The 23,519-nt window shown below is 70.7% G+C and carries 20 protein-coding genes and 1 pseudogene; 18 read left to right on the forward strand and 3 right to left on the reverse strand.

Features of this window, described 5'->3' with window-relative positions; all coding sequences use genetic code 11:
- The 3 genes and pseudogenes from JWQ05_RS17220 to JWQ05_RS17230 all read right to left on the reverse strand — a co-directional run.
- Nucleotides 1–203, reverse strand: a pseudogene (locus tag JWQ05_RS17220) (bacteriochlorophyll/chlorophyll a synthase); the annotation flags it as partial.
- 107 nt (nt 204–310) lie between these two features.
- On the reverse strand, nt 311–1,699 hold the full coding sequence (gene ppsR / locus JWQ05_RS17225; RefSeq protein WP_299660938.1) for a transcriptional regulator PpsR: 1,389 nt from the start codon (nt 1,697–1,699) through the stop codon (nt 311–313).
- Between the two features lie 139 nt (nt 1,700–1,838).
- Nucleotides 1,839–2,852: a cobalamin-dependent protein gene (locus JWQ05_RS17230; protein ID WP_299660893.1), complete on the reverse strand. Its 1,014-nt coding sequence runs from the start codon at nt 2,850–2,852 to the stop codon at nt 1,839–1,841.
- A gap of 183 nt (nt 2,853–3,035) precedes the next feature.
- Here JWQ05_RS17230 and bchF point away from each other — a divergent pair, with 183 nt between their 5' ends.
- The 18 genes from bchF to crtI all read left to right on the forward strand — a co-directional run.
- The gene (gene bchF, locus JWQ05_RS17235; RefSeq protein ID WP_299660939.1) at nt 3,036–3,536 is read left to right on the forward strand and encodes a 2-vinyl bacteriochlorophyllide hydratase; all 501 of its coding nucleotides are present in this window, start codon (nt 3,036–3,038) and stop codon (nt 3,534–3,536) included.
- Nucleotides 3,533–4,810 carry a ferredoxin:protochlorophyllide reductase (ATP-dependent) subunit N gene (locus tag JWQ05_RS17240; protein WP_299660896.1) on the forward strand — a complete coding sequence of 426 codons (1,278 nt, stop codon included), beginning with the start codon at nt 3,533–3,535 and terminating at the stop codon, nt 4,808–4,810. Before bchF ends, JWQ05_RS17240 begins: the two co-directional genes overlap by 4 nt.
- 4 nt (nt 4,811–4,814) lie before the next feature.
- Nucleotides 4,815–6,356 carry a ferredoxin:protochlorophyllide reductase (ATP-dependent) subunit B gene (gene bchB, locus JWQ05_RS17245; protein WP_299660899.1) on the forward strand — a complete coding sequence of 514 codons (1,542 nt, stop codon included), beginning with the start codon at nt 4,815–4,817 and terminating at the stop codon, nt 6,354–6,356.
- A complete protein-coding gene (locus tag JWQ05_RS17250; RefSeq protein ID WP_299660902.1) occupies nt 6,331–10,041 on the forward strand; it encodes a magnesium chelatase subunit H in 3,711 nt (1,236 codons plus the stop codon). Before bchB ends, JWQ05_RS17250 begins: the two co-directional genes overlap by 26 nt.
- Nucleotides 10,038–10,931: a ferredoxin:protochlorophyllide reductase (ATP-dependent) iron-sulfur ATP-binding protein gene (gene bchL / locus JWQ05_RS17255; RefSeq protein WP_299660905.1), complete on the forward strand. Its 894-nt coding sequence runs from the start codon at nt 10,038–10,040 to the stop codon at nt 10,929–10,931. The genes JWQ05_RS17250 and bchL overlap by 4 nt, the downstream gene beginning before the upstream one ends.
- A gap of 14 nt (nt 10,932–10,945) precedes the next feature.
- On the forward strand, nt 10,946–11,647 hold the full coding sequence (gene bchM / locus JWQ05_RS17260) for a magnesium protoporphyrin IX methyltransferase (protein WP_299660908.1): 702 nt from the start codon (nt 10,946–10,948) through the stop codon (nt 11,645–11,647).
- A complete protein-coding gene (locus tag JWQ05_RS17265) occupies nt 11,644–13,062 on the forward strand; it encodes an MFS transporter (protein ID WP_299660911.1) in 1,419 nt (472 codons plus the stop codon). Before bchM ends, JWQ05_RS17265 begins: the two co-directional genes overlap by 4 nt.
- Nucleotides 13,063–13,074: 12 nt before the next feature.
- Complete coding sequence (gene puhA, locus JWQ05_RS17270) at nt 13,075–13,851, forward strand: photosynthetic reaction center subunit H (RefSeq protein WP_299660914.1); 777 nt, start codon at nt 13,075–13,077, stop codon at nt 13,849–13,851.
- Nucleotides 13,848–14,519, forward strand: coding sequence for a photosynthetic complex putative assembly protein PuhB (gene puhB / locus JWQ05_RS17275; RefSeq protein WP_299660917.1), 672 nt, complete (start codon nt 13,848–13,850; stop codon nt 14,517–14,519). The genes puhA and puhB overlap by 4 nt, the downstream gene beginning before the upstream one ends.
- 4 nt (nt 14,520–14,523) lie before the next feature.
- A complete protein-coding gene (gene puhC, locus JWQ05_RS17280) occupies nt 14,524–15,102 on the forward strand; it encodes a photosynthetic complex assembly protein PuhC (RefSeq protein WP_299660919.1) in 579 nt (192 codons plus the stop codon).
- Nucleotides 15,102–15,401: a hypothetical protein gene (locus tag JWQ05_RS17285; RefSeq protein ID WP_299660942.1), complete on the forward strand. Its 300-nt coding sequence runs from the start codon at nt 15,102–15,104 to the stop codon at nt 15,399–15,401. The genes puhC and JWQ05_RS17285 overlap by 1 nt, the downstream gene beginning before the upstream one ends.
- A 29-nt stretch (nt 15,402–15,430) precedes the next feature.
- Complete coding sequence (gene acsF, locus JWQ05_RS17290) at nt 15,431–16,483, forward strand: magnesium-protoporphyrin IX monomethyl ester (oxidative) cyclase (RefSeq protein ID WP_299660944.1); 1,053 nt, start codon at nt 15,431–15,433, stop codon at nt 16,481–16,483.
- Between the two features lies 1 nt (nt 16,484).
- Nucleotides 16,485–17,321: a putative photosynthetic complex assembly protein PuhE gene (gene puhE, locus JWQ05_RS17295; RefSeq protein ID WP_299660922.1), complete on the forward strand. Its 837-nt coding sequence runs from the start codon at nt 16,485–16,487 to the stop codon at nt 17,319–17,321.
- A 103-nt stretch (nt 17,322–17,424) separates the two neighbouring features.
- Nucleotides 17,425–18,642: a 5-aminolevulinate synthase gene (hemA, locus tag JWQ05_RS17300; protein WP_299660925.1), complete on the forward strand. Its 1,218-nt coding sequence runs from the start codon at nt 17,425–17,427 to the stop codon at nt 18,640–18,642.
- A gap of 219 nt (nt 18,643–18,861) precedes the next feature.
- Entirely contained in the window at nt 18,862–19,983 is a 1,122-nt protein-coding gene (gene bchI, locus JWQ05_RS17305) for a magnesium chelatase ATPase subunit I (protein ID WP_299660928.1), read from the forward strand.
- Nucleotides 19,980–21,695, forward strand: a complete 1,716-nt coding sequence (locus tag JWQ05_RS17310) for a magnesium chelatase subunit D (protein ID WP_299660931.1) — start codon at nt 19,980–19,982, stop codon at nt 21,693–21,695. Before bchI ends, JWQ05_RS17310 begins: the two co-directional genes overlap by 4 nt.
- 10 nt (nt 21,696–21,705) lie before the next feature.
- Nucleotides 21,706–22,611 (forward strand): alpha/beta fold hydrolase BchO, encoded by a 906-nt coding sequence (gene bchO, locus JWQ05_RS17315; RefSeq protein ID WP_299660933.1) that lies wholly within the window; start codon nt 21,706–21,708, stop codon nt 22,609–22,611.
- 54 nt (nt 22,612–22,665) lie between these two features.
- On the forward strand, nt 22,666–23,519 hold an 854-nt coding region (crtI, locus tag JWQ05_RS17320), incomplete at its 3' end, for a phytoene desaturase family protein (protein ID WP_299660935.1).

Genomic DNA, 23,519 nt, shown 5'->3' on the forward strand with positions numbered 1-23,519 from the left:
TGGCGATCGAACCAGTCGTTCGCGGCCTGGCTCGTCGCGCAGACGCAGGGTCCGCACAGGACGATGCCGCCGATCACGAGGAGCCAGTTCGATCCGAGCGAGGACCCCGAGGACACCACGCCGCACAGGAACGCCCACATCGGCGCGAACCATGTGATCGGCTTCAGGAGCTCGACGAGGGCGCTGGGTGCGGGCGTTGCCATGACCGCAACGCTAGTTTAACGCCGCAGAGTGTCAAGTTTGATTTACATCAGACTTGCGTGATGGCGGCCGCTCAACGGCCCATCGCCCGACGGCGGGACGTCCGATGTCACGCGATATCGTCTGGGGCGTCGAGATCGCCGATGCCGTAGCGGCGCATCTTCGCGTAGAGGCCCTGTCGGCTCAGACCGAGCATTTCGGCCGCCGAAGCCCGATTGTCCCGCGTGATGCGCAGGGCCGCCTCGATGCAGAGGCGTTCGATCAGGTCGGTCGATTCGCGAACGAGATTCTTCATCGAGACGCGACCGACGAGTTCCGTCATCTGCTCGACGGAGCGGGGCAGTTCGCGTCCCCCCGAGACGGTCACGGCCCGGCGCGGCGTAGCACGCAGGGTGAAACCAAGGCAGGGCTGGCTGGCCGTCAGGGCCGAGACGGCCGCGACCTCGACCTCCTCGATCCCACCATAGGCACCCCGGACATGCGTGGGGAAGTGGCGCACCGATCCATGTTGGGCCAGCGTCGCGTACAAGGCCGTGGCCTCGGATTCCTCGCGGCCCAGCCACTGGTCGAGGCGCTGGCCGCGGACCTGCTCCTCGGTGGCAAGTTGCACGAGATCGAGAAACGCGGGGTTGGCCGTCAGAATGCGCCGGCTCGGATCCGTGACGACGAATCCCTCGGGCAGGCTCCGGATCACATCGAGAGCCCCGGCACGCACCGGGCCGGCCTCCGCCGCGACCGCCTGGGCGGGTGCGAGGCGCAGGAGCACGCTGGTGGCGTTCTCCTGGCGAAACAACGAGGCTGCGACCCGGACCAGACCGCGCCCATGCCCGAGGCTGGCATCGAGGTCGGTGGCCTGCCCGGTGACGCGCAGGCCCGCGAAGAGCGATTCGAGGTCGCGCAGGCTGGAGGCATCGAACAACTCGACGGCGTCCTGCCCGACGATCCGCTTGTCGGCCCGCCCGATCAGGCGTGCGGCCGCAGGATTGACCTCCGTCACGCGGCGAGTACCCGCATCCACCACCAGAACGGGCTCGGAGCCGAGCTGGAACAGGAGGCGATAGCGCGTCTCGGCGCCACGCATACGCAGGTAATCGCGCTCGAGCGCCTGCTGCGTCTCGGCCAGACTGCGCTGAAGGGAGGCCATGGCCCGCAGATTGCGGCCCAGCACCAGGATCTGCCCATCCTTGGCGAGCCGCATGGCGGCATAGCGCACGGGAAGATCGATGCCGGTGGGTGAGATGTGGTTGACCTGGCGCCAGCGCGTTACGGCACCGGGGGCGGCATCCTTGAGCAGCGAGGCGATCTTCGGCCGGCTCTCGACCGTCACCGTCTCGACCCAGGGGCGACCGAGCCACGTCTCGCAGCCTTCGCCGGCCAGATCCGAACTGCCAAAGGTCGCGTCCCGGATCACGCCCTCGCCATCGATGACCAGGGACAGGTCCGTCGCGGCGGCAATCAGCAACCCGGCCGCCTGCGCGTCGAGAGGGCCGAGCGACATCTGGAGCGCCGCGAGTGCTTGGCTCGTGGCAGGAAGCGTCAGGCTGGTCACAGGTCACCACGTCTTGATGTGGTCGGGCGGGAATATGAGATCGGAATAGGCCTTCTTGGTTGGACGGACCTTCCGACCGGTCTGTCTTTCAGCAGGCTCCGGCCTGCAGATCAAGCAGGGTTTCGGCGATGTGCAGAGCCTGCTTGGCATCACCGGCGCTGGCATCGGCGCCGACCTGCCGGACGGCATCGGGGTTGAGCACGAAGGCCGGTCCGCCGACCATGACACGAATGGCGGGATTGTGCGAATGCCGCCGCAGCGCCGTGATGGTCTCGGCAAGCTTGGGCAGCAAAACCTCGCAGGCGAGGGACAGGCCGACCACGTCGAACCAGTCGGTCCGGACCTGCGCCAACGGATCGTCCGGCTGCGAAACGGTACAGGTCACGTTCCATCCGGCGTCCCGAAAGAATCGGTCGACCATGGCGAGACCGAAGCTGTGGGTTTCGCCCGGGCAGGGCAGCAAAAAGATGCTGCGTGGGTCGCGAGGCTGTGCCGGCGCGCCGCCGAATCGTTGCGTGATCTCGCGCATGATCCGCTGCAGGCGCCCCATGGCCCGCGTAACCTCCACGAAATCGCAGAGATCCTCCTCCCAGAGGGCACCGAGATGGCGCGCGGTCGGGGCCAGAAGATCGAGAAGGAGGCTGTCGGGGGCGAGACCGGTGGCCAGGAGCTCGGCGAGACGAAGATCGAGATCGTCACCGGCCGGCGCGAGCATCAACGCCGCGAACACCGCGATCTGATCGGCGTCCGGTAGGATATTACATTCCGGCTGGGTCGACTCCGAGCGATGCGCCAACATCAGGCGCGGGATCACCTCGGCTTCCACGACCCGAGCCAGATCTTCCTGCAGGCGCAAGCTCCGGGTGAACTCGGCGAGCCGGTCGCCGATTCCGAAACCTCGGAAATCGATCAGATCCTGGCTGGTGGGCTCATAGCGCAAGCAATCGCCGAACTGCCTCACATCATCCATTGGTCCCTCTCCAATGTTGCTGACGGCGTGACAAGCGGTTCGATCTTGTAGGTCGAATTCCGGGTATTCTCGCGATGCACCCTGACTAGACTTGATGCGCGGGAGAGACGGCTTTGCCGGCGTCGAAAACAAGCGGCACGATACGCCTGAAAACTAATGAATCAACACCCGCCTTATAACTATTTTGCATTCGCTGTGTAAAAACCTTTTGACGTAAAGCTGGCTTGACACTCCTGGATCGGGTTCCTAACCTCCCCCCAACGCGCTTCTCCGACCCGGTCGGAACGGCTCGAAAAAAAGGGGGCGGACCATATGTTGCGGAGAGCGGAGAGGCCGATACGACCGCTCTACGATGCCGCCGAGCGTGCGCGCCGCGACGCCACCCCCTGGACGATCGTTCAGGGCATTCTCGCCCCACTTCAATTCCTCGTATTCGCCATCAGCCTCGGCCTGGTGCTGCGAGCCCTCGCCACCGGCGAGGGTGCCGCGGCAGCCAACGCGTCGGTCGTGGCCAAGACGGCGCTGCTCTACGCGATCATGATCACGGGCTCGATTTGGGAGAAGGTCGTCTTCGGCCGCTATCTGTTCGCGCCGGCCTTCTATTGGGAGGACATGGTCAGCATGCTGGTGCTGGCCCTGCACAGCGCCTATCTCCTAGCACTGGCGACCGGCGCCCTCGACATCACGGGCCTGATGGTCCTGGCGCTCACGGCCTACGCCTCCTACGCCATCAACGCCGCGCAGTTCATCTTCAAGCTGCGCACCGCCCGCCTCCAGGCTCCACATGCCGGCCTCGTCGCGGAGGCCGCGCGATGAACGCCCACGCACCACTTCCAAGCCTGGGGACGGGTTGCGACATCCGCCAGGAGCGCGGGCAGCGGGCGGTGTTCTGCGGGCTCACCGGCATCGTCTGGCTCCACCGCAAGATCCAGGACGCGTTCTTCCTCGTCGTCGGGTCGCGCACCTGTGCGCACCTCATCCAGTCGGCCGCCGGGGTGATGATCTTCGCCGAGCCGCGCTTTGCCACGGCGATCCTCGACGAGCGCGACCTCGCGGGTCTCGTCGATGCCAACGAGGAACTCGACCGGGTCGTGCGCCGCCTGATCGAGCGGCGCCCGGACATCCGCCTCCTGTTCCTCGTCGGCTCCTGCCCGTCGGAGGTGATCAAGCTCGATCTTCCGCGGGCGGCCCAGCGCCTCTCGCGTTCGTTCCACCCCGAAGTTCGGGTGCTGAGCTACTCGGGCAGCGGCATCGAGACGACGTTCACGCAAGGGGAGGATGCCTGCCTTGCTTCGCTCGTGCCGGAGATGCCGCGCGCCGCCGAGGGTGCCCCGCCGTCGCTCCTCGTGGTCGGCGCCCTGGCGGACGTGGTCGAGGACCAGTTCGCCCGTCTCTTCTCGGAGCTCGGGATCGCCGACGTCGCCTTCCTGCCGGCGCGACGGGCCGGAGCCTTGCCGGCGGTCGGCGCCAACACCCGCATGCTCCTCGCCCAGCCGTTCCTCGCCGAGACCGCGCGCGTCCTGGAGGCGAGGGGCGCCACGCGGATCGCCGCGCCGTTTCCCCTCGGTGCCGAAGGCACCACCGGCTGGCTCGAAGCCGCAGCCGAGGCCTTCGGCGTGAGGCCGGACCATTTCGCTCGCGTCACGGCCCCAGGGCGTGCCCGCGCCGCCGTTGCCCTCGATCTCTACCGCGAGCGCCTCGCGGCCAAGCGGGTGTTCTTCTTCCCCGATTCGCAGCTCGAACTGCCGCTGGCCCGCTTCCTGTCGCGCGAGATGGGGGCCGAACTCATCGAGGTCGGCACGCCCTACCTACACCGCCAGCACCATGCGCCGGAACTGGCGCTGCTGCCCGCCGGAACCCAGGTGGTCGAGGGCCAGAACCTCGATGCGCAGATGGACCGCTGCCGGGCGGCCCGGCCCGACCTGACGATCTGTGGCCTCGGCCTCGCCAACCCGCTCGAGGCGGAGGGCTTGGCGACCAAATGGTCGATCGAACTGCTGTTCACGCCGATCCAAGGGTACGACCAGGCCGGCGACCTCGCCGAACTCTTCGCGCGTCCGCTGAAGCGCCGCGCCCGGCTGGAGGTCTGAGGCGATGCAGCTCACGCTCTGGACCTACGAGGGACCACCCCATATCGGCGCGATGCGCATCGCCACCGCCATGCGCGGGCTGCACTACGTGCTGCACGCCCCCCAGGGCGACACCTACGCGGATCTGCTCTTCACCATGATCGAGCGGCGGGATGCCCGCCCGCCGGTGACCTACACCACCTTCCAGGCCCGCGACCTCGGCGCGGATACCGCCGCGATCTTCCAGAATGCCGTGGCCGAGGCCTACGAGCGCTTCCGGCCCGAGGCGATGATCGTGGGCGCGTCCTGCACCGCCGAGCTGATCCAGGACGATCCCGGCGGTCTCGCCCGCGCCCTCGATCTGCCGATCCCGGTCATCCCGCTTGAGCTGCCGGCCTACCAGAAGAAGGAGAACTGGGGCGCCTCGGAGACCTTCTACCGGCTGGTCCGGGCTCTCGCCGGAGGTGACAGGGCGTTGCGCACAGAGCGGCGCCCGATCTGCAACATCCTAGGCCCCACGGCCCTGGGATTCCGCCACCGCGACGACCTCATCGAAATCACCCGGATCATCGCGGCGCTCGGCATCGACGTGAACGTGGTGGCGCCGCTGGGCGCCGCGCCGGCCGATCTCGGACGCCTCGGCGCGGCGGATTTCAACGTGGTGCTCTACCCCGAGATCGCGCGCGCCGCGGCGCTCCACCTGCAGAAGACCTTCGGCCAGCCGATGGTCGAAACGGTGCCGATCGGGGTGCGCGCCACGATCCGGTTCGTCGAAGAGGTGGCGGCGCTCGCCGGCGTCGATCCGGCCCCGGTGCTGGCCGGCGCGCCCTCGCGACTGCCCTGGTATTCGCGCTCGGTCGATTCGACCTACCTCACCGACAAGCGCGTGTTCATCTTCGGGGACGCCACCCACGCGCTCGCCGCCGCCCGGATCGCCGCCGCCGAACTCGGGTTCCGGGTGGTCGGGCTTGGCACCTACACCCGCGAGTTCGCCCGCGAGGTCCGGGCCGAGGCGGCTTTGCACGGCATCGAGGCGACGATCACCGACGACTACCTCGACGTCGAGGCCGCGATCCAGGCGGCGCAGCCGGACCTCGTGCTCGGCACGCAGATGGAGCGCCACATCGCCAAGCGCATGGGCCTGCCCTGCGCGGTGATCTCGGCGCCGATCCACGTCCAGGATTTTCCCGCGCGCCACTCGCCCCAGATGGGCTTCGAGGGCGCCAACGTGATCTTCGACACCTGGGTCCATCCGCTGATGATGGGCCTGGAGGAGCATCTGCTCGGCATGTTCCGCGAGGATGCCGAGTTCCACGGCGGGGCCGCCCCCTCGCACCTGCCCCGGCACGGTGTCGATCCGGCGCCCGTCGTCGTGGAGGCGCCCGCGGCCCAGGCCGAACCCATCCTCCTGACCTGGGCGACCGACGCCGAGAAGGAACTGAAGAAGATCCCGTTCTTCGTGCGGGGCAAGGCCCGCGCGAACACCGAGCGCTTCGCACGGGAACGTGCCCTGCCGCTCATCACCGTCGAGACCCTGTACGATGCTAAAGCGCATTTCGGTCGCTGAGCGCCCGGCGCTCCGGGTCGTCCTCGTGACGATGGACAATCACGTGGCGAGCGCGCTCGAGCGCGCCCGCCAGCGCCTCGCCCAGGACATGCCGGGCCTCGTCCTCGACTTCCACGCCGCCGCGGCCTGGGACACGGACCCGGCGGCACTCCAGGATTGCAAGGACGACATCGCCCGCGCCGACATCGTGATCTCCACGATGCTGTTCATGGACGAGCACGTCCGGGCGATCCTGCCGGCCCTGCTGGCGCGGCGGCCACATTGCGATGCGATGATCGGCTGCCTTTCGGCGAGCGAGGTGGTGCGGACCACCCGCCTCGACCGCTTCAACATGGACGGCACCAAACGCGGCGCCCTCGATTTCCTGAAGAAACTGCGCGGCAAGCCCGGGGCCCAGGGCAACGGCGCCCGCCAGATGGCGATGATCCGCAAGCTGCCCAAGATCCTGCGCTTCATCCCGGGCTCTGCCCAGGACGTGCGGGCCTACTTCCTCACCCTGCAATACTGGCTCTCGGGCTCCGACGAGAACATCGCCAACCTCGTGCGCTTCCTGGTCGGGCGCTACGCCGCCGGCCCGCGCGAGGGCTGGCGCCGGATCGCGGCCGCCCCCGCGCCCCTGAGCTACCCCGAGACCGGCCTCTACCATCCGCGCATGGCGGGCCGGATCGGCGAGGATGCGGGCCGGATGCCGGTGCCGAAGGGCCCCGTGAAGGGCCGCGTCGGCCTCCTCGTGATGCGCTCCTACGTGCTCGCCGGAAACACCGCCCATTACGACGGCGTCATCGCCGCCCTGGAGGCGCGCGGCCTGAGCGTGGTGCCGGCCTTCGCCAGCGGCCTCGACAACCGCCCGGCCGTGGACGCGTTCTTCCGCAGCAACGGGCGCCCGACCATCGACGCGCTGGTCTCGCTCACCGGCTTCTCCCTCGTCGGCGGCCCTGCCTACAACGACGCCGCCGGGGCGCAGGCGCTGCTCTGCGAACTCGACGTGCCGTATCTCGCCGCCCACGCCCTGGAATTCCAGACGCTGGAGCAGTGGGAGGCGTCCGACCGAGGTCTCTCGCCGGTGGAAGCCACCATGATGGTGGCGATTCCCGAACTCGACGGCGCCACGTCCCCGATGGTCTTCGGCGGGCGCTCCAGCCGCTCGCTCGGCGCCAGCGCCCGCGACATGGTCGTGCACCCCGAGCGCGCCGACATGCTCGCCGCCCGGATCGAGCGCCTCGTGACCCTCCGGCGCAAGGCCCGCGCCGAGCGCCGGATCGCCGTGGTCCTGTTCGGCTTCCCGCCCAATGCCGGCAGCATCGGCACGGCCGCCTTCCTGTCGGTCTACCAGTCCCTGCACAACACCCTGAAGGCCCTGAAGGCCGAGGGCTACGTGGTGGAGCTGCCCGACAGCGTCGACGCCCTGCGCGAGGCGGTGCTCGCGGGGAACGCCACCCGCTTCGGGACGCCGGCCAACGTGCATCATCGCATCGCCGCCGACGATCATGTCCGGCGCGAGCGGCATCTCGCCGAAATCGAGGCCCAGTGGGGCCCGGCCCCGGGCCGCCAGAACAGCAACGGCTCGCAGATCTTCGTCCTGGGCGCCCAGTTCGGCAACGTCTTCGTCGGCGTCCAGCCGGGCTTCGGCTACGAGGGCGACCCGATGCGGCTGCTGTTCGAGCGCGGCTTTGCCCCGACCCACGCCTTCTCAGCCTTCTACCGCTACCTGCGCGAGGATTTCCGCGCCGACGCGGTCCTGCATTTCGGCACCCACGGGGCGCTGGAATTCATGCCCGGCAAGCAGACCGGCCTGTCCGGCGCCTGCTGGCCCGAGCGCCTGATCGGTTCGCTGCCCCACATCTACCTCTACGCCGCCAACAACCCCTCCGAGGGCATGATCGCCAAGCGGCGCTCCGCCGCGACCCTGGTCAGCTACCTCACCCCGAGCCTGGCCCAGGCCGGGCTCTACCGCGGGCTGATCGACTTGAAGGCCTCCATCGAGCGCTGGCGGGGCCTGGAGCCGGAGGCGGTGGCCGAGCGCCGCGATCTCGCCGAACTCGTCCAGGCCCAGGGCGCCGGCCTCGACCTCGTCGCCGCCGAGCCGGTCTGGGACGCGGACCTCGCCGACCACGTCCAGCGCCTCGGCGCGGCGCTCCACGAACTCGAGCACACCCTGATCCCGCACGGGCTCCACGTCGTGGGCGAGGCGACACCGCCCGCCGAGCGGATCGACATCCTCTTCGCCCTCGCGGAGGCGAACCATGGCCTCGTCCCCGACCGCGCCGGCATCATCGCCCTCGTGGCCGGCGCGACCCTCGACGCGGCGCTGAACGCCGCAGGCCTCGCCGCCACCGAACCGAACCGCGCCGCCTTCGCGTCGCTGCGCGACACGGACCGCCTGCTGGCACGGGACCACGAGATCGAAGGGCTGCTCGCCGCCCTCGACGGCCGTTTCATCGCACCCGTCGCCGGTGGCGACCTTCTGCGCAACCCCGACATCCTGCCGACGGGCCGCAACCTGCACGGCTTCGATCCCTACCGCCTGCCCTCGGCCTTCGCGATGGTCGACGGCGGCCGCCAGGCGGCGCGCCTCCTCGCCCGCTACCGCGACGAGGGCGCGGCGCTGCCCGAGAGCATCGCCCTGGTGCTCTGGGGCACCGACAACCTGAAGAGCGAGGGCGGGCCCATCGCCCAGGCGCTGGCGCTCATCGGCGCGGCCCCGCGCTTCGACGGATACGGCCGCCTCAGCGGGGCCACGCTGGTTCCCCTGGAGACCCTCGGGCGCCCCCGCATCGACGTGGTCGTCACCCTGTCGGGCATCTTCCGCGACCTGCTGCCGCTGCAGACCAAGCTCCTGGCGGAAGCCTCCTACCTCGCCGCCGTCGCCGACGAGCCCTCCGAGCAGAACTTCGTGCGCAAGCACGCCCTGGCGCTCCAGGCCGAGCACGGCATCGACCTGGAGACCGCAGCCCTGCGGGTGTTCTCCAACGCCGAAGGCACTTACGGCGCCAACGTCAACCAGCTCGTGGAATCCGGTCGCTGGCAGGAGGCCGACGAGATCTCCGAGACCTTCGCCCGGCGCAAGTCCTTCGCCTACGGCCGCAACGGCGTGGCCTCCGCCCAGCGGGCGCTGATGGGCAGCGTGCTCGCCACCGTGGAGCTCGCCTACCAGAACCTCGATTCCGTCGAGGTCGGCGTCACCTCGGTGGACCATTACTTCGACGGCCTCGGCGGCATGGGCCGGGCGGTGGCCGAAGCGCGGGGGGCCGCCGTGCCGATCTTCATCAGCGACCAGACGCGCGGCGAAGGCGTGGTGCGCTCGCTCACCGAACAGGTCTCCCTGGAAACCCGCACCCGCATGCTCAACCCGAAATGGACGGAGGGCATGCTCGGCCACGGCTACGAGGGCGTGCGCCAGATCGAGGCGCATCTGACCAACACCATGGGCTGGTCGGCCACCACCAACGGCGTCGCGCCCTGGGTCTACCAGCGCATCACCGAGACCTACGTCCTCGACCCCGCCATGCGCGAGCGCATGGCGGCCCTCAACCCGACCGCTTCGGCCAAGGTCGCACACCGGCTGATCGAGGCGCACCAGCGCGGCTTCTGGACCCCCGACGCGGAGACGCGCGACGCGCTCGACCGCGCCGAGGAGGAACTGGAAGACCGCGTCGAAGGCATCACCGCAGGGGTCGCCGCATGAACATCGCCATCCGCAATCCGGTCGCCGCGCGCCGGCCCGAAGGCAGCGTCCAGGTCGAACTCGACCCGGACCTGAAGATCGGCACCGCCAAGGTGTTCGCCGTCTACGGCAAGGGCGGCATCGGCAAGTCGACGACCTCGTCGAACCTGTCGGTGGCCTTCTCGAAACTCGGCAAGCGCGTACTGCAGATCGGCTGCGACCCCAAGCACGATTCGACCTTCACGCTGACCAAGCGCCTGGCGCCCACCGTCATCGACGCCCTTGAGGCGGTGCAGTTCCACTCCGAGGAGCTGCGCATCGAGGACTTCGTGGCCGAAGGCTACAACGGCGTCATGTGCGTCGAGGCCGGCGGCCCGCCGGCGGGCACGGGCTGCGGCGGCTACGTCGTCGGCCAGACCGTGAAGCTCCTGAAGGAGCATCATCTGCTCGAGGACACCGACGTCGTCATCTTCGACGTGCTCGGTGACGTGGTCTGCGGGGGCTTCGCCTCGCCGCTCCAGCACGCCGACCAGGCCCTCATCGTCACCGCCAACGACTTCGACTCGATCTTCGCCATGAACCGGATCGTCGCGGCCATCCACGCCAAGGCGAAGAACTACCCCGTGCGGCTCGGCGGCGTCATCGCCAACCGCTCGGCCAAGACCGACGAGATCGACCGCTTCAACGCCGCCGTCGGCCTGGAGCGCATCGCGCACTTCCCCGACCTCGACGTGGTCCGGCGCTCGCGCCTGAAGAAGTCGACCCTGTTCGAGATGGAGCCGACGCCGGAACTCGTGGCGGTGACCACCGAGTACATGCGGCTGGCCGCGCATCTCTGGGCCGGCGGCAAGCCCCTGAACGCGATCCCCATGAAGGATCGCGATCTCTTCGAATTCCTCGGCTTCGATTGAGCGGGGGCCAAACCATGACCTCGCACAGCTACGCGGCCCGCCGCTCGCAACTCACCACCTACTTCGACCGCACCGCCGTCGAGGCCTGGGCGCGCCTGACCTCCGACGCGCCGGTCTCGAAGATCCGCGCCACGGTCCGGGCCGGGCGCGACGCCATGCGGACGAACCTGCTGTCCTGGCTGCCCGACGACCTGACCGGCAGGCGCCTGCTCGATGCCGGCTGCGGCACCGGGGCGCTGAGCCTCGAGGCCGCCCGGCGCGGGGCGGAAGTCGTCGCCATCGACGTCTCGCCCACCCTGATCGAACTGGCCCGCGAGCGTACCGCAACCTCCGCCTCGGGCCGCATCGAATTCCGGGTCGGCGACATGCTCGATCCCGGTCTCGGCCGCTTCGACCACGTCGTGGCGATGGATTCGCTGATCCACTACGCCACCCCGGACATCGTCCGGGCCCTGGCGGCGCTGAGCGCCCGCACCGACGCTTCGGTGCTGTTCACCGTGGCGCCCCGCACCCCGCTCCTCACCCTGATGCACATGGCCGGCCGCGCCTTTCCGCGCGGGGACCGGGCGCCGGCCATCGTGCCGGTGGGGGAGGCGGACCTGCGCCGCCGGGTGGCGGCGGACCCGGCCCTGGCCGGGATCCGGATCGGCCGCGCGCACCGGGTCAACAGCGGGTTCTACCTCTCGCAGGCCTTCGAGTTGAGGCGGGCGCCATGACCCGCCTCGGCGCCTCCATGGCCCGTGCCCTCCAGCGCGTCGGCCCCGGGCTCCTGCCCTTCGCCGACGCGGCGACGGCGGAACTGCCCATGGGGCGCCTGCTCCGGCTGAGCCTGTTCCAGGTCACGGTCGGCATGGCGGCGGTGCTGCTCATCGGCACCCTCAACCGGGTGATGATCGTCGAACTGGCGGTGCCGGCCTGGATCGTTGCCGTGATGCTCTCGCTGCCGCTGATCTTCGCGCCCTTCCGCGCCATCGTCGGCTTCCGCTCGGACACCCACCGCTCCGTGCTCGGCTGGCGCCGGGTGCCCTACATCTGGTTCGGCACGCTGCTGCAGTTCGGCGGTCTCGCCATCATGCCCTTCGCCCTGCTGATCCTGTCGGGCGACACCACCGGGCCGGCCTGGCCAGGCCACGCGGCGGCGGCCCTCGCCTTCGTGATGGTGGGCGCCGGCCTCCACACGACGCAGACGGTGGGCTTGGCGCTCGCCACCGACCTCGCCCCCGCCCATGCGCGCCCCCGGGTCGTGGCGCTCCTCTGCGCGATGCTGCTCGCCGGCATGGTGGTGAGCGCGGTCGCCTTCGGGCTGCTGCTCGCCGACTTCTCGGCGCTGCGCCTGATCAAGGTGATCCAGGGCGCGGCCCTCCTCACCATCGTGCTCAACGGCATCGCCCTGTGGAAGCAGGAGCCGCGCAGCCCCGGTCGCACGGCGCGGGACCTGCCCCGCCCGGCCTTCTCGGAATCCTGGGCGCTCTATGCCGGCAAGGGCCGGGCGCGCCGGCGGCTGGTCGCCACCGGACTGGGCACCGCCGCCTTCTCGATGCAGGACATCCTGCTGGAGCCCTATGGCGGCCAGATCCTGCACCTGCCCGTCGCCGCGACCACGGCGCTGACCGCGCTCCTGGCGGGCGGCGGCGGGATCGGCCTGCTGGTGGCCGCGCGCTGGCTCGACCGGGGCGGGGATCCCTTCCGCGTCGCGGCGTCCGGCGCGGTGGTGGGCATCGCGGCCTTCTCGGCGGTGATCTTCGCAGCGCCCCTCGATTCCGTGCGCCTGTTCGCGGCGGGCGTCGCCCTGATCGGCCTCGGCGGCGGCCTGTTCGCCCACGGCACGCTGACGGCCTCGATGGCCAAGGCCGGGGCCGAGGATACCGGCCTGGCGCTCGGCGCCTGGGGGGCGGTGCAGGCCAGTGCCGCCGGGCTCGCCATCGCGGCCAGCGGCATCCTGCGCGACCTCGGCGCGCACCTGGCGTCGTCCGGCATCCTCGGCGAGGCGATGAACCTGCCCTCCACGGGCTACCTCATCGTCTACCACCTCGAAATCGCGCTGTTGTTCGCGACGCTGCTGGCCATCGGCCCGCTCGTGCGCGCCGACGATCGGGCACGCCTGCCCCATTCCTTGCCCCGCTCAGCCTGAAGGAGACCGGTCATGCCGAAAGGTGAAATCACGGGCTACGTCGATGTCGCGCAGGTGGTTCTCTACGCGTTCTGGATCTTCTTTGCCGGCCTAGTCTTCTACCTGCGCCGCGAGGACCGCCGCGAGGGCTATCCCCTGGAATCGGAGGCCGCGCGCGGCCGGCCGATGCCGCCCGACCCGTTCCTGATCCCGTCGCCCAAGCAGTTCCTGCTCTCCAACGGCCACGTGAAGCACGCGCCGCGCCTCGGCGCGGAGGCGGCCTGGAACTATCGCGGCCACAAGCACGAGGTCTGGCCGGGCGCCCCCCTCGAGCCCGATACCGACGGCCTGCACGACGCCATCGGCCCCGCCGCCTATGCCGAACGCGAGGACACCCACGACGAGACCTGGGACCGCGAGAAGCGCATCGTGCCCCTGCGGGTCGCCGATCACTTCGTCGTCCACGAGGACGGCCCCAATCCGATCGGCATGTCGGTCTTCGGCGCCGACCGGCAGGTCGCCGGCACGGTCAGCGACCTCTGGGTCGACCGGGGCGAGTCGATGGTGCGCTACTACGAGGTCGAGCTCGGAGCGGGCGGCCGCCGTGTGCTGATGCCCGCCACCTTCTGCCGGACCGGGCGCTTCACCCGCAAGGTCACCTGCGAAGCGCTCCTCGCCCACCAGTTCGCAGACGTGCCCACCACGAAGGACCCGGATTCCGTCACCCTCAACGAGGAGGAGCGGATCATGGCCTTCTTCGGTGGCGGCACCCTCTACGCCACCCCGCTCCGTCAGGAGGCCTTCCTGTGAGCCCCAAGCAGCATCTTCCCGCCAACGCCTTCGACGCCGCCCCCGGCCTGCCGGGTCCCCTACCGGCCGGCGAGCACATCCTCTGGCAGGGCCGGCCCTGCGGCTTCGGCATCGCCTTCCGGGCCCTGCACCTGCGCCTCGTGGGCCTGTGGTTCTCCGGCCTCGCCCTCTGGGCCGCGCTGCCGCCGGCCGTGAACGGGCACTGGAGCGAGGCCGTGGTTCTGGCCGCCCCCACCCTCGGCATCGGGGCGGGCGCCGTGGCGCTCCTCGCGCTCCTCGGCTGGCTCTCGGCCCGCACCACCACCTACACCATCACCAACCGCCGCGTGGTGATGCGCGTGGGCATCGCCCTGCCGATGACCCTGAACCTGCCTTTCGCCCTGGTCGAAGCCGCCGAGAGCCGTGTCTATTCCGACGGAAGCGCCGACCTGCCGCTGCGGCTGCGGACGGGCAACCGGGTCGCCTATCTCCACCTCTGGCCCCATGCCCGGCCCTGGCAGGTGAACCGGCCCCAGCCGATGCTGCGCTCGGTGCCGAAGGGCAGCGAGGTCGCGCAGATCCTCGCCCGGGCACTGTCCGCCCACCGCGAGCTCCCGGAGGAGGCCGCCGGCCCCGTCCAGCTGCGCCCGCGTGCCGCACTGGCTCCGCGCCTCGCCACGGCGAGCTAGGGGGATGTCCGCCGTGAACCCGCACCCGCTCGCGCGCACCGCCGGACGCACCTCCCGGGGCCTGATCGCCGGAATCGGCCTTCTGCTCGGCTTCGTCGTCCTCGCCGTGACCTTCGGCCGCGTCGAGGGGGTCGGCCTGACCCGGATGGAGCCGGCCCGGCCCGTTCAGAGCCTGGCGTTCCGGGTGGACGACGCCCCCGACGGCTCGATCACCCTGCGGGACGCCGAGCACGGCGGCCTCGTCGCCACGGTCCAGCCGGGGGAGGACAACTTCATCCGCGCCACCCTGCGGGGCTTCGGTCAGGGGCGCCTGCGCGCCGGCCTGTCCCGCGAGGTGCCCTTCCGCCTGACGCGCTTCGACGACGGCTCGCTGCGTCTCGACGACGCGCTCACCGGCCGCAGCGTCGATTTCGGCGCCTTCGGCCCCTCGAACTTCGCCGCCTTCGCCCGCCTGATGCCCGATCTGAAGTCTTGCCCGGCCACGTTGCAATCGATCGCGATTCCGGGTTCTTGTTTGAACGCGCTCTCTTACGCCGAACCGGCACTCAATACGGCGATGAGCGCAGGAGGAGCCGCACGATGATGACCTGGCTGAGCGGGCGCCGCAGCGTCGACGTGCCCTGCACCGTCGAGATCGAGCAGACCTCCGAGAGCCTGCATGCCCACGTGGTCCTCGACGCCGCCTTCGAGATCGAACCGGGCGACGCCGTCCAGGTCCACGACGCCCCGACCTCGGTGCCCTACGGCGAGCGCCTCGTGGTGCGCCGGACCGCCACCGTGACCCGCGCCGGGCGCCTCGAGCGCCTCTGGACCAAGCTCGCGGGCCACCTCGAACTCACCGAACTCTACGAAGTCAGCTTTTCCGAGAGGAGGCGCCTGTGACCGCAGCGATCCAGCAGCCCACCCCCGTGATGCCGAAGCATCCGATCAACGAGGCGACGAAGGCCGCGCACGAGACGACGTTCCTGTCGCCGCGCTTCTACACCACCAACTTCGAGGAACTCGACCGCACCGACGTCGAGCCCGTGCGCGCGGAGTGGACGAAGCTGATCGCGGAATTGCGCGCCGACCCGAACAAGCGCCATTTCACGCGAAACGAGGAGTTCGACCTCGACATGTCCGGGCTCGACCCGGCGCTCCGCAAGGAGTTCATGGACTTCCTGGTCTCGTCCATCACCGCCGAGTTCTCGGGCTGCGTGCTCTACGCCGAGATGCGCAAGCGCGCCAAGAATCCCGACATCCGCGAGCTGTTCGGCTTCATGAGCCGCGACGAGGCGCGCCACGCCGGCTTCATCAACGACGTGCTGAAGGATTTCGGGATCGGCGTCGATCTCGGCTTCCTGACCCGGTCGAAGAAGTACACCTTCTTCCGCCCGAAGTTCATCTTCTACGCCACCTACCTCTCCGAGAAGATCGGCTACGCCCGCTACATCACCATCTTCCGGGAATTGGAGCGTCACCCCGAGCGCCGCTTCCACCCGATCTTCAAGTGGTTCGAGAAGTGGTGCAACGACGAGTTCCGTCACGGCGAGGCCTTCGCCCTGCTGATGCGCGCCAATCCCAAGCTGACCTCCGGCCTCAACCGCTACTGGATCAAGTTCTTCCTGCTCGCGGTCTTCGCGACGATGTACGTGCGCGACCATTGCCGCCCGGCCTTCCACGAGGCGCTCGGCGTCGATCCGAGCGATTACGACTTCCAGGTCTTCCGGATCACCTCCGAGATCTCGAAGCAGACGTTCCCGCTGACGCTGGACCTCGACAACCCGCGCTTCAAGCAGGCTCTCGACCGGCTTCTGGCCTGCTCGATCGGGATCGCCGACGCCAAGTCGCAGGGCGGCCTCCTCGGCAAGCTCAAGCACGGTGCCTGGATCGCCGCCTCGGCGGTGAACTTCGCCCGGCTCTATGCCCTGCCGACCCTCGACAATCCGATGCCGGCGGAGATCCGCCTCGAGCCGGTCTGGTAGGATGTCCGCCTACGCGCTTCCCGCCCTTTATGCGGTCCTGGTCTGGTGGTTCTCCACCGGCGTGATCCTGCTCCTCGACCATCGCCCGCGCGCCACGCACGCGGCCAGCATGGTCGCGGGCACGGGGGTGCTCGGGCTGTCCCTCTGGGCGATCGGCGCCTCGGCCGGGGATGCGAGCGTGGCCGGCGCCTATACGGCCTTCACGGCGGCCCTCCTCGTCTGGGGCTGGCAGGAGATGAGCTACTACATGGGCTTCGTCTCCGGCCCGCGTACCCTCGGCTGCCCACCCGGAGCCCAAGGGTTCGCGCGCTTCCGGGCGGCGGCCGCCACCAGCCTCTGGCACGAGGCGGCCATCGTCGCCGGTGGCCTCGCGATCGTCGCCCTGACCTGGGGCCAGCCGAACCACTTCGCCCTGTGGACCTACGGGATCCTGTGGGGGATGAACCTCTCGGCCCGGCTCAACCTGTTCCTCGGGGTGCGCAACCTCAATGCCGAGTTCCTGCCCGAGCACCTGGCCTATCTCGGCAGCTACCTGCGGGTGCGGACGATGAACCCGCTCTTCCCGGTCTCGGTGGCTTTGGCTGGTGCCGCCACCGCCGCCCTGACGGTGGCGGCCCTCGGCGATGGAACGACCGCCCACGAGGTCGCGGGTTTCAGCATCCTGGCGACGTTGATGGCCCTCGCCACCCTGGAACACGGCTTCCTGATGCTGCCCTTGCCCTCGGCCGCGCTCTGGCAGTGGAGCCTGCCGAAGATCGCCCGCCCCGCTGCGATGACCTTGCCGGTCGCCTCCGCCTGCGCGGACGGCCCGCGCGTCGCCGAGCCCGAAGGGCGCTGAGATTCCGGTCCGCCCCCGCGGACCGGCCAACCGGACGCCGCGCCTGCGGCGGCACAGACAAGCGGGACGAGAACCCGCCGATCATCGAGGGAAGGGGACAGGCATGAACTACGAAGAGATCTTCGGCTCTGCTTTGGCCGGCCTGCACCGCGAGGGGCGCTACCGCGTCTTCACGGACCTCGAACGGCAGGCGGGCCGCTTCCCCCACGCCACGCACCACACGCCGGAGGGCACCCGCCCCGTGACGGTCTGGTGCTCCAACGATTATCTCGGGATGGGCCAGAACCCTGCGGTCCTCGGCGCCATGCACGAAGCGCTGGACCGCTGCGGCGCGGGCGCCGGCGGCACCCGCAACATCTCGGGGACCAACCACTACCACGTGCTGCTGGAGCAGGAACTGGCCGACCTGCACCGCAAGGAAGCCGCGCTCCTCTTCACCTCCGGCTACGTCTCGAACTGGGCGGCACTCGGCACCCTCGGGTCGCAGATGCCCAACTGCGCCATCTTCTCGGATGCCGGCAACCATGCCTCGATGATCGAGGGCATCAAGGCCGCGCGTGCCGAGCGCCACATCTTCCGCCACAACGACCCGGAGGACCTCGACCGCAAGCTGCGGCTCGTCGACCCGGCCCGCCCGAAGATCGTGGCCTTCGAGTCGGTCTACTCCATGGACGGCGATATCGCCCCCATCGCGGAGATCTGCGATGTGGCGGAGGCCCACGGCGCGCTCACCTATCTCGACGAGGTCCACGCGGTCGGGCTCTACGGGGCGCGCGGCGGCGGCATCTCGGAGCGCGACGGGCTCGCCCACCGCCTCGACGTCATCGAGGGCACGCTGGGCAAGGCCTTCGGGGTCCACGGCGGCTACATCACGGGCTCGGCCAAGCTCTGCGACTTCGTGCGCAGCTTCGCCTCGGGCTTCATCTTCACCACCTCGCTGCCGCCCGCCGTGGCGGCGGGCGCGGCGGCCAGCATCCGACACCTCAAGGCCAGCGGGGCCGAGCGGGCCCGCCATCAGGAGCGGGCGGCCACCGTGCGGGCGCGCCTGGACGCCGCCGGCATTCCCTACCTGTCCAACGACAGCCACATCGTGCCCGTGATGGTCTACGACCCCGTCCTCTGCAAGGCGATCAGCGACACGCTGCTCGACGAGTTCGGCATCTACGTGCAGCCGATCAACTATCCCACCGTGCCGCGCGGCACGGAACGCCTGCGCATCACGCCCTCGCCCCTGCACTCGGATGCCGACATCGATCACCTCGTCGGGGCGCTCAGTGCGATCTGGGGCCGGATGGGCGTGCAGCGGGCGGCCGCCGAGTAGGCGTCGTCGGCGTCTGGACAGAAGGCTTGCGATTCCCGCCCCGCCTCCTCGCCGGTTCGAGAGAGGTCGGGGCGAGGGATGCAGCGTCTCCGGACACGGCACACCGCAACCCGAGCCCTCTTCGTCCGGGAGAGGGTGCGCCACCCGCGCCATCGGGCCGGCGTGATCGATCCGACAGTTCGAGGAGGCCCCATGCCGATCAACGGATCGACCCAAGCCATGTCAGGTGAGCCCGTCGCCGCCAACCCCTTGAGCGTGAAGCCCCCTGTCATCCGCGCCGGTGGACGCTCGAAGGCCCCGCAGCCCGGCCCGAAATCCCACGCGGCGGCCCCCACCTTCCCGTTCTCCGCCATCGTCGGGCAGGACGAGATGCGCCGGGCGCTCCTCATCGCCGCCGTGGACCCATCCGTGGGTGGCGTGCTGGTATTCGGGGATCGCGGCACCGGCAAGTCGACGGCGATCCGGGGGCTCGCGGCCCTGCTGCCGGCGATGGAAGCCGTCGTCGGCTGCCCCTATGCCTGCGATCCGGGCCGCCCGGCCGACCACTGCGAGCGCTGCCGCGAGCAGGCGGTGCTGCGCTCGGAAAAGGTCGCCGTGCCGGTGGTGGACCTGCCGCTCGGCGCCACCGAGGACCGGGTCGTGGGCGCCCTCGACCTCGAGCGGGCGCTCACCAGGGGCGAAAAAGCCTTCGAACCGGGGCTGCTCGCCCGGGCCAATCGCGGCTTCCTCTACATCGACGAGGTCAACCTCCTCGACGACCACCTCGTCGACCTGCTCCTCGACGTCGCCGCCTCCGGCGTGAACACCGTTGAGCGCGAGGGCCTGAGCATCCGCCACCCGGCCCGGTTCGTCCTCGTCGGCAGCGGCAATCCGGAAGAGGGGGAGCTGCGGCCCCAGCTTCTCGACCGGTTCGGCCTCGCCGTCGAGGTGACAACGCCCACGGACCTCCCCACCCGTATCGACGTGGTACGCCGCCGCGACGCTTTCGAGCGCGACCCCGCCGGCTTCTGCGCCGCCCATGCGGCGGCCGACCGCGCCATCCGCAAGACCCTCGCGGACGCCCGGGCGCGGCTGCCCGGCCTCGCGGTTCCCGACGCCACCCTGGAGGCGGCCGCCCGGCTCTGCCTGGCGCTCGGCACCGATGGCCTGCGCGGCGAACTCACCCTGATGCGCACCGCCCGGGCGCTCGCCGCCTACGAGGGTGCCGAGACCGTGAGCCTCGATCACCTCGCCCGCATCGCGCCCTCGGCCCTGCGCCATCGCCTGCGCCGCAACCCCCTCGACGAATCCGGCTCCACCGCGCGGGTCGCCCGGGCCGTGGAGGACGTGCTGGCCCGATGAGCCCGGCCTGGTCCCTGGCGCTGCGGGTGGCCCGGCTCGCGGCGGCCGACCCGCATGGATGCGGCGGCGTGGTGGTGCGGGCCGGAGCCGGCCCGGTGCGCGACCTCTGGCTCGATGGACTTCGCGCCGCACTCGACCCGGACCGCGTCCTGCGCCGCATGCCCGCCGGCATCCCGGACGACCGCCTGCTCGGCGGCCTCGACCTCGCCGCCACCCTCAGCGCCGGGCGCCCCGTCGCGCAGGCCGGGCTCCTCGCCGAGGCCGATGGCGGTGTCCTCATCATCCCCATGGCCGAGCGCCTGACGGCCGGCACCGCCGCCCGCCTCGCGAGTGCCCTCGACACCGGCCGGGTTCAGGTCGCCCGCGACGGGCTCGCCACCTCGGCTCCGGCCCGGATCGGTCTGATCCTCCTCGACGAGGGCGTGGGCGACGACGAACGCATCCCGGAGGCTCTCGCGGATCGCCTCGCCTTCCGCCTCGACCTGACAAACATCGCCTGGAGCGAGACCGGCACCGCTGGGCCGGACGACGAAGCCGATGCCACCGGCGACGAACGCCCGATCGCTGACGCGACCGCCGAGCTCTGCACGGCCGCCTCCGCGCTCGGCATTGCCTCCCTGCGCGCCCCGCTTCTGGCCCTGCGCGTCGCCCGACTGGCGGCCGCCTGCGATCGCCGGTCCGAGGTGTCGGGGGAGCACGTCCGCGAGGCGGCCCGGCTCGTCCTGGCGCCCCGCGCGACGCGGCTCCCGCCCAGCACCGAGGAGACCGCCGAGACACCACCGGACCGGGCGCCGGCGGAAGCGCCGAGCGAAGCGGACGTGGCGTCGGACTCGGACGACCGCATGGAGGCCGGGGCCGAGAGCGTGGTGGAGGCCGCCCGGGCGGCGATCCCGGCGGGGCTCCTCGCCCACCTCGAAGCGACCGCGTCGCGTGGGCCCACCCCGAAGGCCGGCAAGGCCGGGGCTCCGGTCTCCGCCCCACGGTCCGGCCGCCCGGCGGGGACGCGCCCGGGCCATCCCCGGGAAGGCCGCCTCGCCCTCATCGAGACCTTGCGCGCCGCCGCCCCCTGGCAGCGGCTTCGGGCGGGCGCGGAACCGGGGGGGCCTCTGATCCGGGTGCAGGCGGCGGATTTCCGGATCACCCGGTTCCGCCAACGCAGCGAGACCACCACGATCTTCGCCGTCGACGCGTCCGGGTCGGCGGCCCTCGAACGCCTGGCCGAAGCCAAGGGCGCCGTCGAATTGCTCCTCGCCGAGGCCTATGTTCGCCGCGACAAGGTCGCCCTCGTGGCCTTCCGGGGAACGGGGGCCGAGATCGTCCTGGCGCCGACGCGCGCCCTGGCGCGGGCGCGGCGCGATCTTTCCGCCCTGCCGGGGGGCGGGGGCACACCCTTGGCCTCCGGCCTCGACAAGGCCGCCGATCTGGCGCGAACGGCTGCCAAAGCGGGGGGCACGGCGACCCTCGTGGTTCTCACGGACGGACGCGCCAACGTCGCACGCTCCGGGGCGCCCGGACGGGTCCAGGCGAATGCCGATGCGCTGCACGCGGCAAAGATGATCCGCGCCGCCGGCATCCGCGCGATCCTCGTCGACACCGCCGCACGGCCGCAGGATTCCGCCCGCCACCTCGCCGAGGCCATGGGCGCGCGCTATCTGCCGCTGCCTTATGCCGATGCCACGGCCATGAGCAGCGCGATCCGGTCGGCGCGATAGAGGGTCCAGGATGAGCGGCGCAAGCGACAGGCCCCTGTGGGAGCGCGACGGCGCCGATTGGCCGAACCGCACCGCGAGCCGCTTCGTCGCGTCCTCCGGCCTGACCTGGCACGTGCAGGAGATGGGCGCCGCGGACGCGCCGGTGTTGCTGCTCCTGCACGGCACCGGGGCGGCGACCCATTCCTGGGCGGGGCTCGCGCCGCTGCTCGCCGCCCGTTTCCGGGTCGTGGCACCGGACCTGCCGGGCCACGGATTCACCGATCCGCTCCCGGCCGCCCGGCTCTCGCTTCCCGGCATGGCCGCTGCCATCCGCGAGCTTCTCACGACGTTGGCGATCGAGCCCGAAATCGTGGTCGGGCATTCCGCCGGGGCCGCAATCCTCGTGCGCCTGTGCCTCGACGGCATGAACCCGCGCCTGCTGGTGGCCCTCAACGGCGCGTTGACGCCGTTCCCCGGCCTCGCCTCGGTTCTGTTCCCGGGCCTCGCCCGGATGCTCTTCCTCAACCCGATCACCCCCCGGATCTTCGCCTGGACGGCGGACCGCCCGGCGGTGGAGCGGCTGATCCGAGGCACCGGGTCGCGCCTCGACGCCCGGTCGCTCGATCTCTACCGGCGCCTGTTCCGCCGCCCCGGCCACGTCGCCGGGGCCCTGGGCATGATGGCGAACTGGGACCTCGCCAGCCTCGATCGGGCGATCACGGGCCTCTCCGTGCCGACGCTGCTGGTGGTGGGCAGCGACGACAAGGCGATCGCGCCAGAGACCGCTTTCGCCCTGAAAGACCGGTTGCCGAACGCCCGCGTGTGCCTGCTGCGCAACCTCGGCCACCTCGCGCATGAGGAAGCGCCGGACCGCGTTGCCGAGGTCATCCTGAACGCCGTCGAGGACGGGGTGAACCGTCCCGCCATCTCTGGCTGACCAACCGCGATTCCGCGCTTGCGCAAAAGCGTTTTCCCTGGATAGTGTCAATTCATGTTGACACTCGCCGACTCTCCGAGCCTTGCGACACCCCTGCGGCCACGGCCCCATGCGGTGGTGATCGGCAGCGGATTCGGTGGGCTCGCGGCGGCGATCCGGCTCGGCGCGCGGGGTTACCGGGTGAGCGTGCTCGAACGCCTGGAGCAGCCCGGCGGCCGGGCCCGCGTACACCGGCAGGACGGCTTCACCTTCGATGCCGGCCCCACCATCGTGACGGCGCCGTTCCTGTTCGAGGAATTGTGGGCGCTGTGCGGGCGCAGCATGGCGGACGACGTCACGCTGACGCCGATGCTGCCGTTCTACCGCATTCGCTTTCCCGACGGCGCCACCTTCGACTACAGCGGCGACCCGGATGCGATGCGGGCCGAGGTGGCGCGGTTCTCGCCCGAGGACGTGGCGGGCTACGAGCGCTTCATGGAGCGCAGCGCCGCGATCTGCCGGCTCGGCTTCGAGGAACTCGGGCACGTCGCCTTCTCGTCGATCCGGGACATGCTGCGGATCACGCCGTCGCTGATCAGGCTCGGCGGCCACCGCTCGGTCTACGACCTCGTGGCACGCTACATCCGCGACGAGCGCCTGCGCACGATCTTCAGCTTCCACCCGCTCCTCATCGGCGGCTCGCCCTTCCGGGCGAGCGCGATCTACTGCCTGATCGCCCATCTGGAACGCCGCTGGGGCGTCCACTTCGCCATGGGAGGCACCGGCCGGCTGGTCGACGGCATGGTCGACCTCATCGCGGGGCAGGGCGGGTCGGTTCGCTACCGCGCCGAGGTCGCCCGAATCGCCGTCACGGACGGGCGGGCCACCGGCGTGACCCTGGTGGACGGCACGCGGATCGCCGCCGACAT

Source organism: Methylobacterium sp. (genome assembly GCF_028290105.1).
Classification (GTDB): domain Bacteria; phylum Pseudomonadota; class Alphaproteobacteria; order Rhizobiales; family Beijerinckiaceae; genus Methylobacterium.

Excerpts from the sequence above, each read along its gene's own strand:
- ppsR (WP_299660938.1), bottom strand. The coding sequence starts at position 1,699 with ATGTCGCTCGGCCCTCTCGACGCGCAGGCGGCCGGGTTGCTGATTGCC.
- JWQ05_RS17240 (WP_299660896.1), top strand. The coding sequence starts at position 3,533 with ATGAACGCCCACGCACCACTTCCAAGCCTGGGGACGGGTTGCGACATC.
- bchB (WP_299660899.1), top strand. The coding sequence starts at position 4,815 with ATGCAGCTCACGCTCTGGACCTACGAGGGACCACCCCATATCGGCGCG.
- JWQ05_RS17250 (WP_299660902.1), top strand. The coding sequence starts at position 6,331 with ATGCTAAAGCGCATTTCGGTCGCTGAGCGCCCGGCGCTCCGGGTCGTC.
- bchL (WP_299660905.1), top strand. The coding sequence starts at position 10,038 with ATGAACATCGCCATCCGCAATCCGGTCGCCGCGCGCCGGCCCGAAGGC.
- bchM (WP_299660908.1), top strand. The coding sequence starts at position 10,946 with ATGACCTCGCACAGCTACGCGGCCCGCCGCTCGCAACTCACCACCTAC.
- JWQ05_RS17265 (WP_299660911.1), top strand. The coding sequence starts at position 11,644 with ATGACCCGCCTCGGCGCCTCCATGGCCCGTGCCCTCCAGCGCGTCGGC.
- puhA (WP_299660914.1), top strand. The coding sequence starts at position 13,075 with ATGCCGAAAGGTGAAATCACGGGCTACGTCGATGTCGCGCAGGTGGTT.
- puhC (WP_299660919.1), top strand. The coding sequence starts at position 14,524 with ATGTCCGCCGTGAACCCGCACCCGCTCGCGCGCACCGCCGGACGCACC.
- JWQ05_RS17285 (WP_299660942.1), top strand. The coding sequence starts at position 15,102 with ATGACCTGGCTGAGCGGGCGCCGCAGCGTCGACGTGCCCTGCACCGTC.
- acsF (WP_299660944.1), top strand. The coding sequence starts at position 15,431 with ATGCCGAAGCATCCGATCAACGAGGCGACGAAGGCCGCGCACGAGACG.
- puhE (WP_299660922.1), top strand. The coding sequence starts at position 16,485 with ATGTCCGCCTACGCGCTTCCCGCCCTTTATGCGGTCCTGGTCTGGTGG.
- hemA (WP_299660925.1), top strand. The coding sequence starts at position 17,425 with ATGAACTACGAAGAGATCTTCGGCTCTGCTTTGGCCGGCCTGCACCGC.
- bchI (WP_299660928.1), top strand. The coding sequence starts at position 18,862 with ATGTCAGGTGAGCCCGTCGCCGCCAACCCCTTGAGCGTGAAGCCCCCT.
- JWQ05_RS17310 (WP_299660931.1), top strand. The coding sequence starts at position 19,980 with ATGAGCCCGGCCTGGTCCCTGGCGCTGCGGGTGGCCCGGCTCGCGGCG.
- bchO (WP_299660933.1), top strand. The coding sequence starts at position 21,706 with ATGAGCGGCGCAAGCGACAGGCCCCTGTGGGAGCGCGACGGCGCCGAT.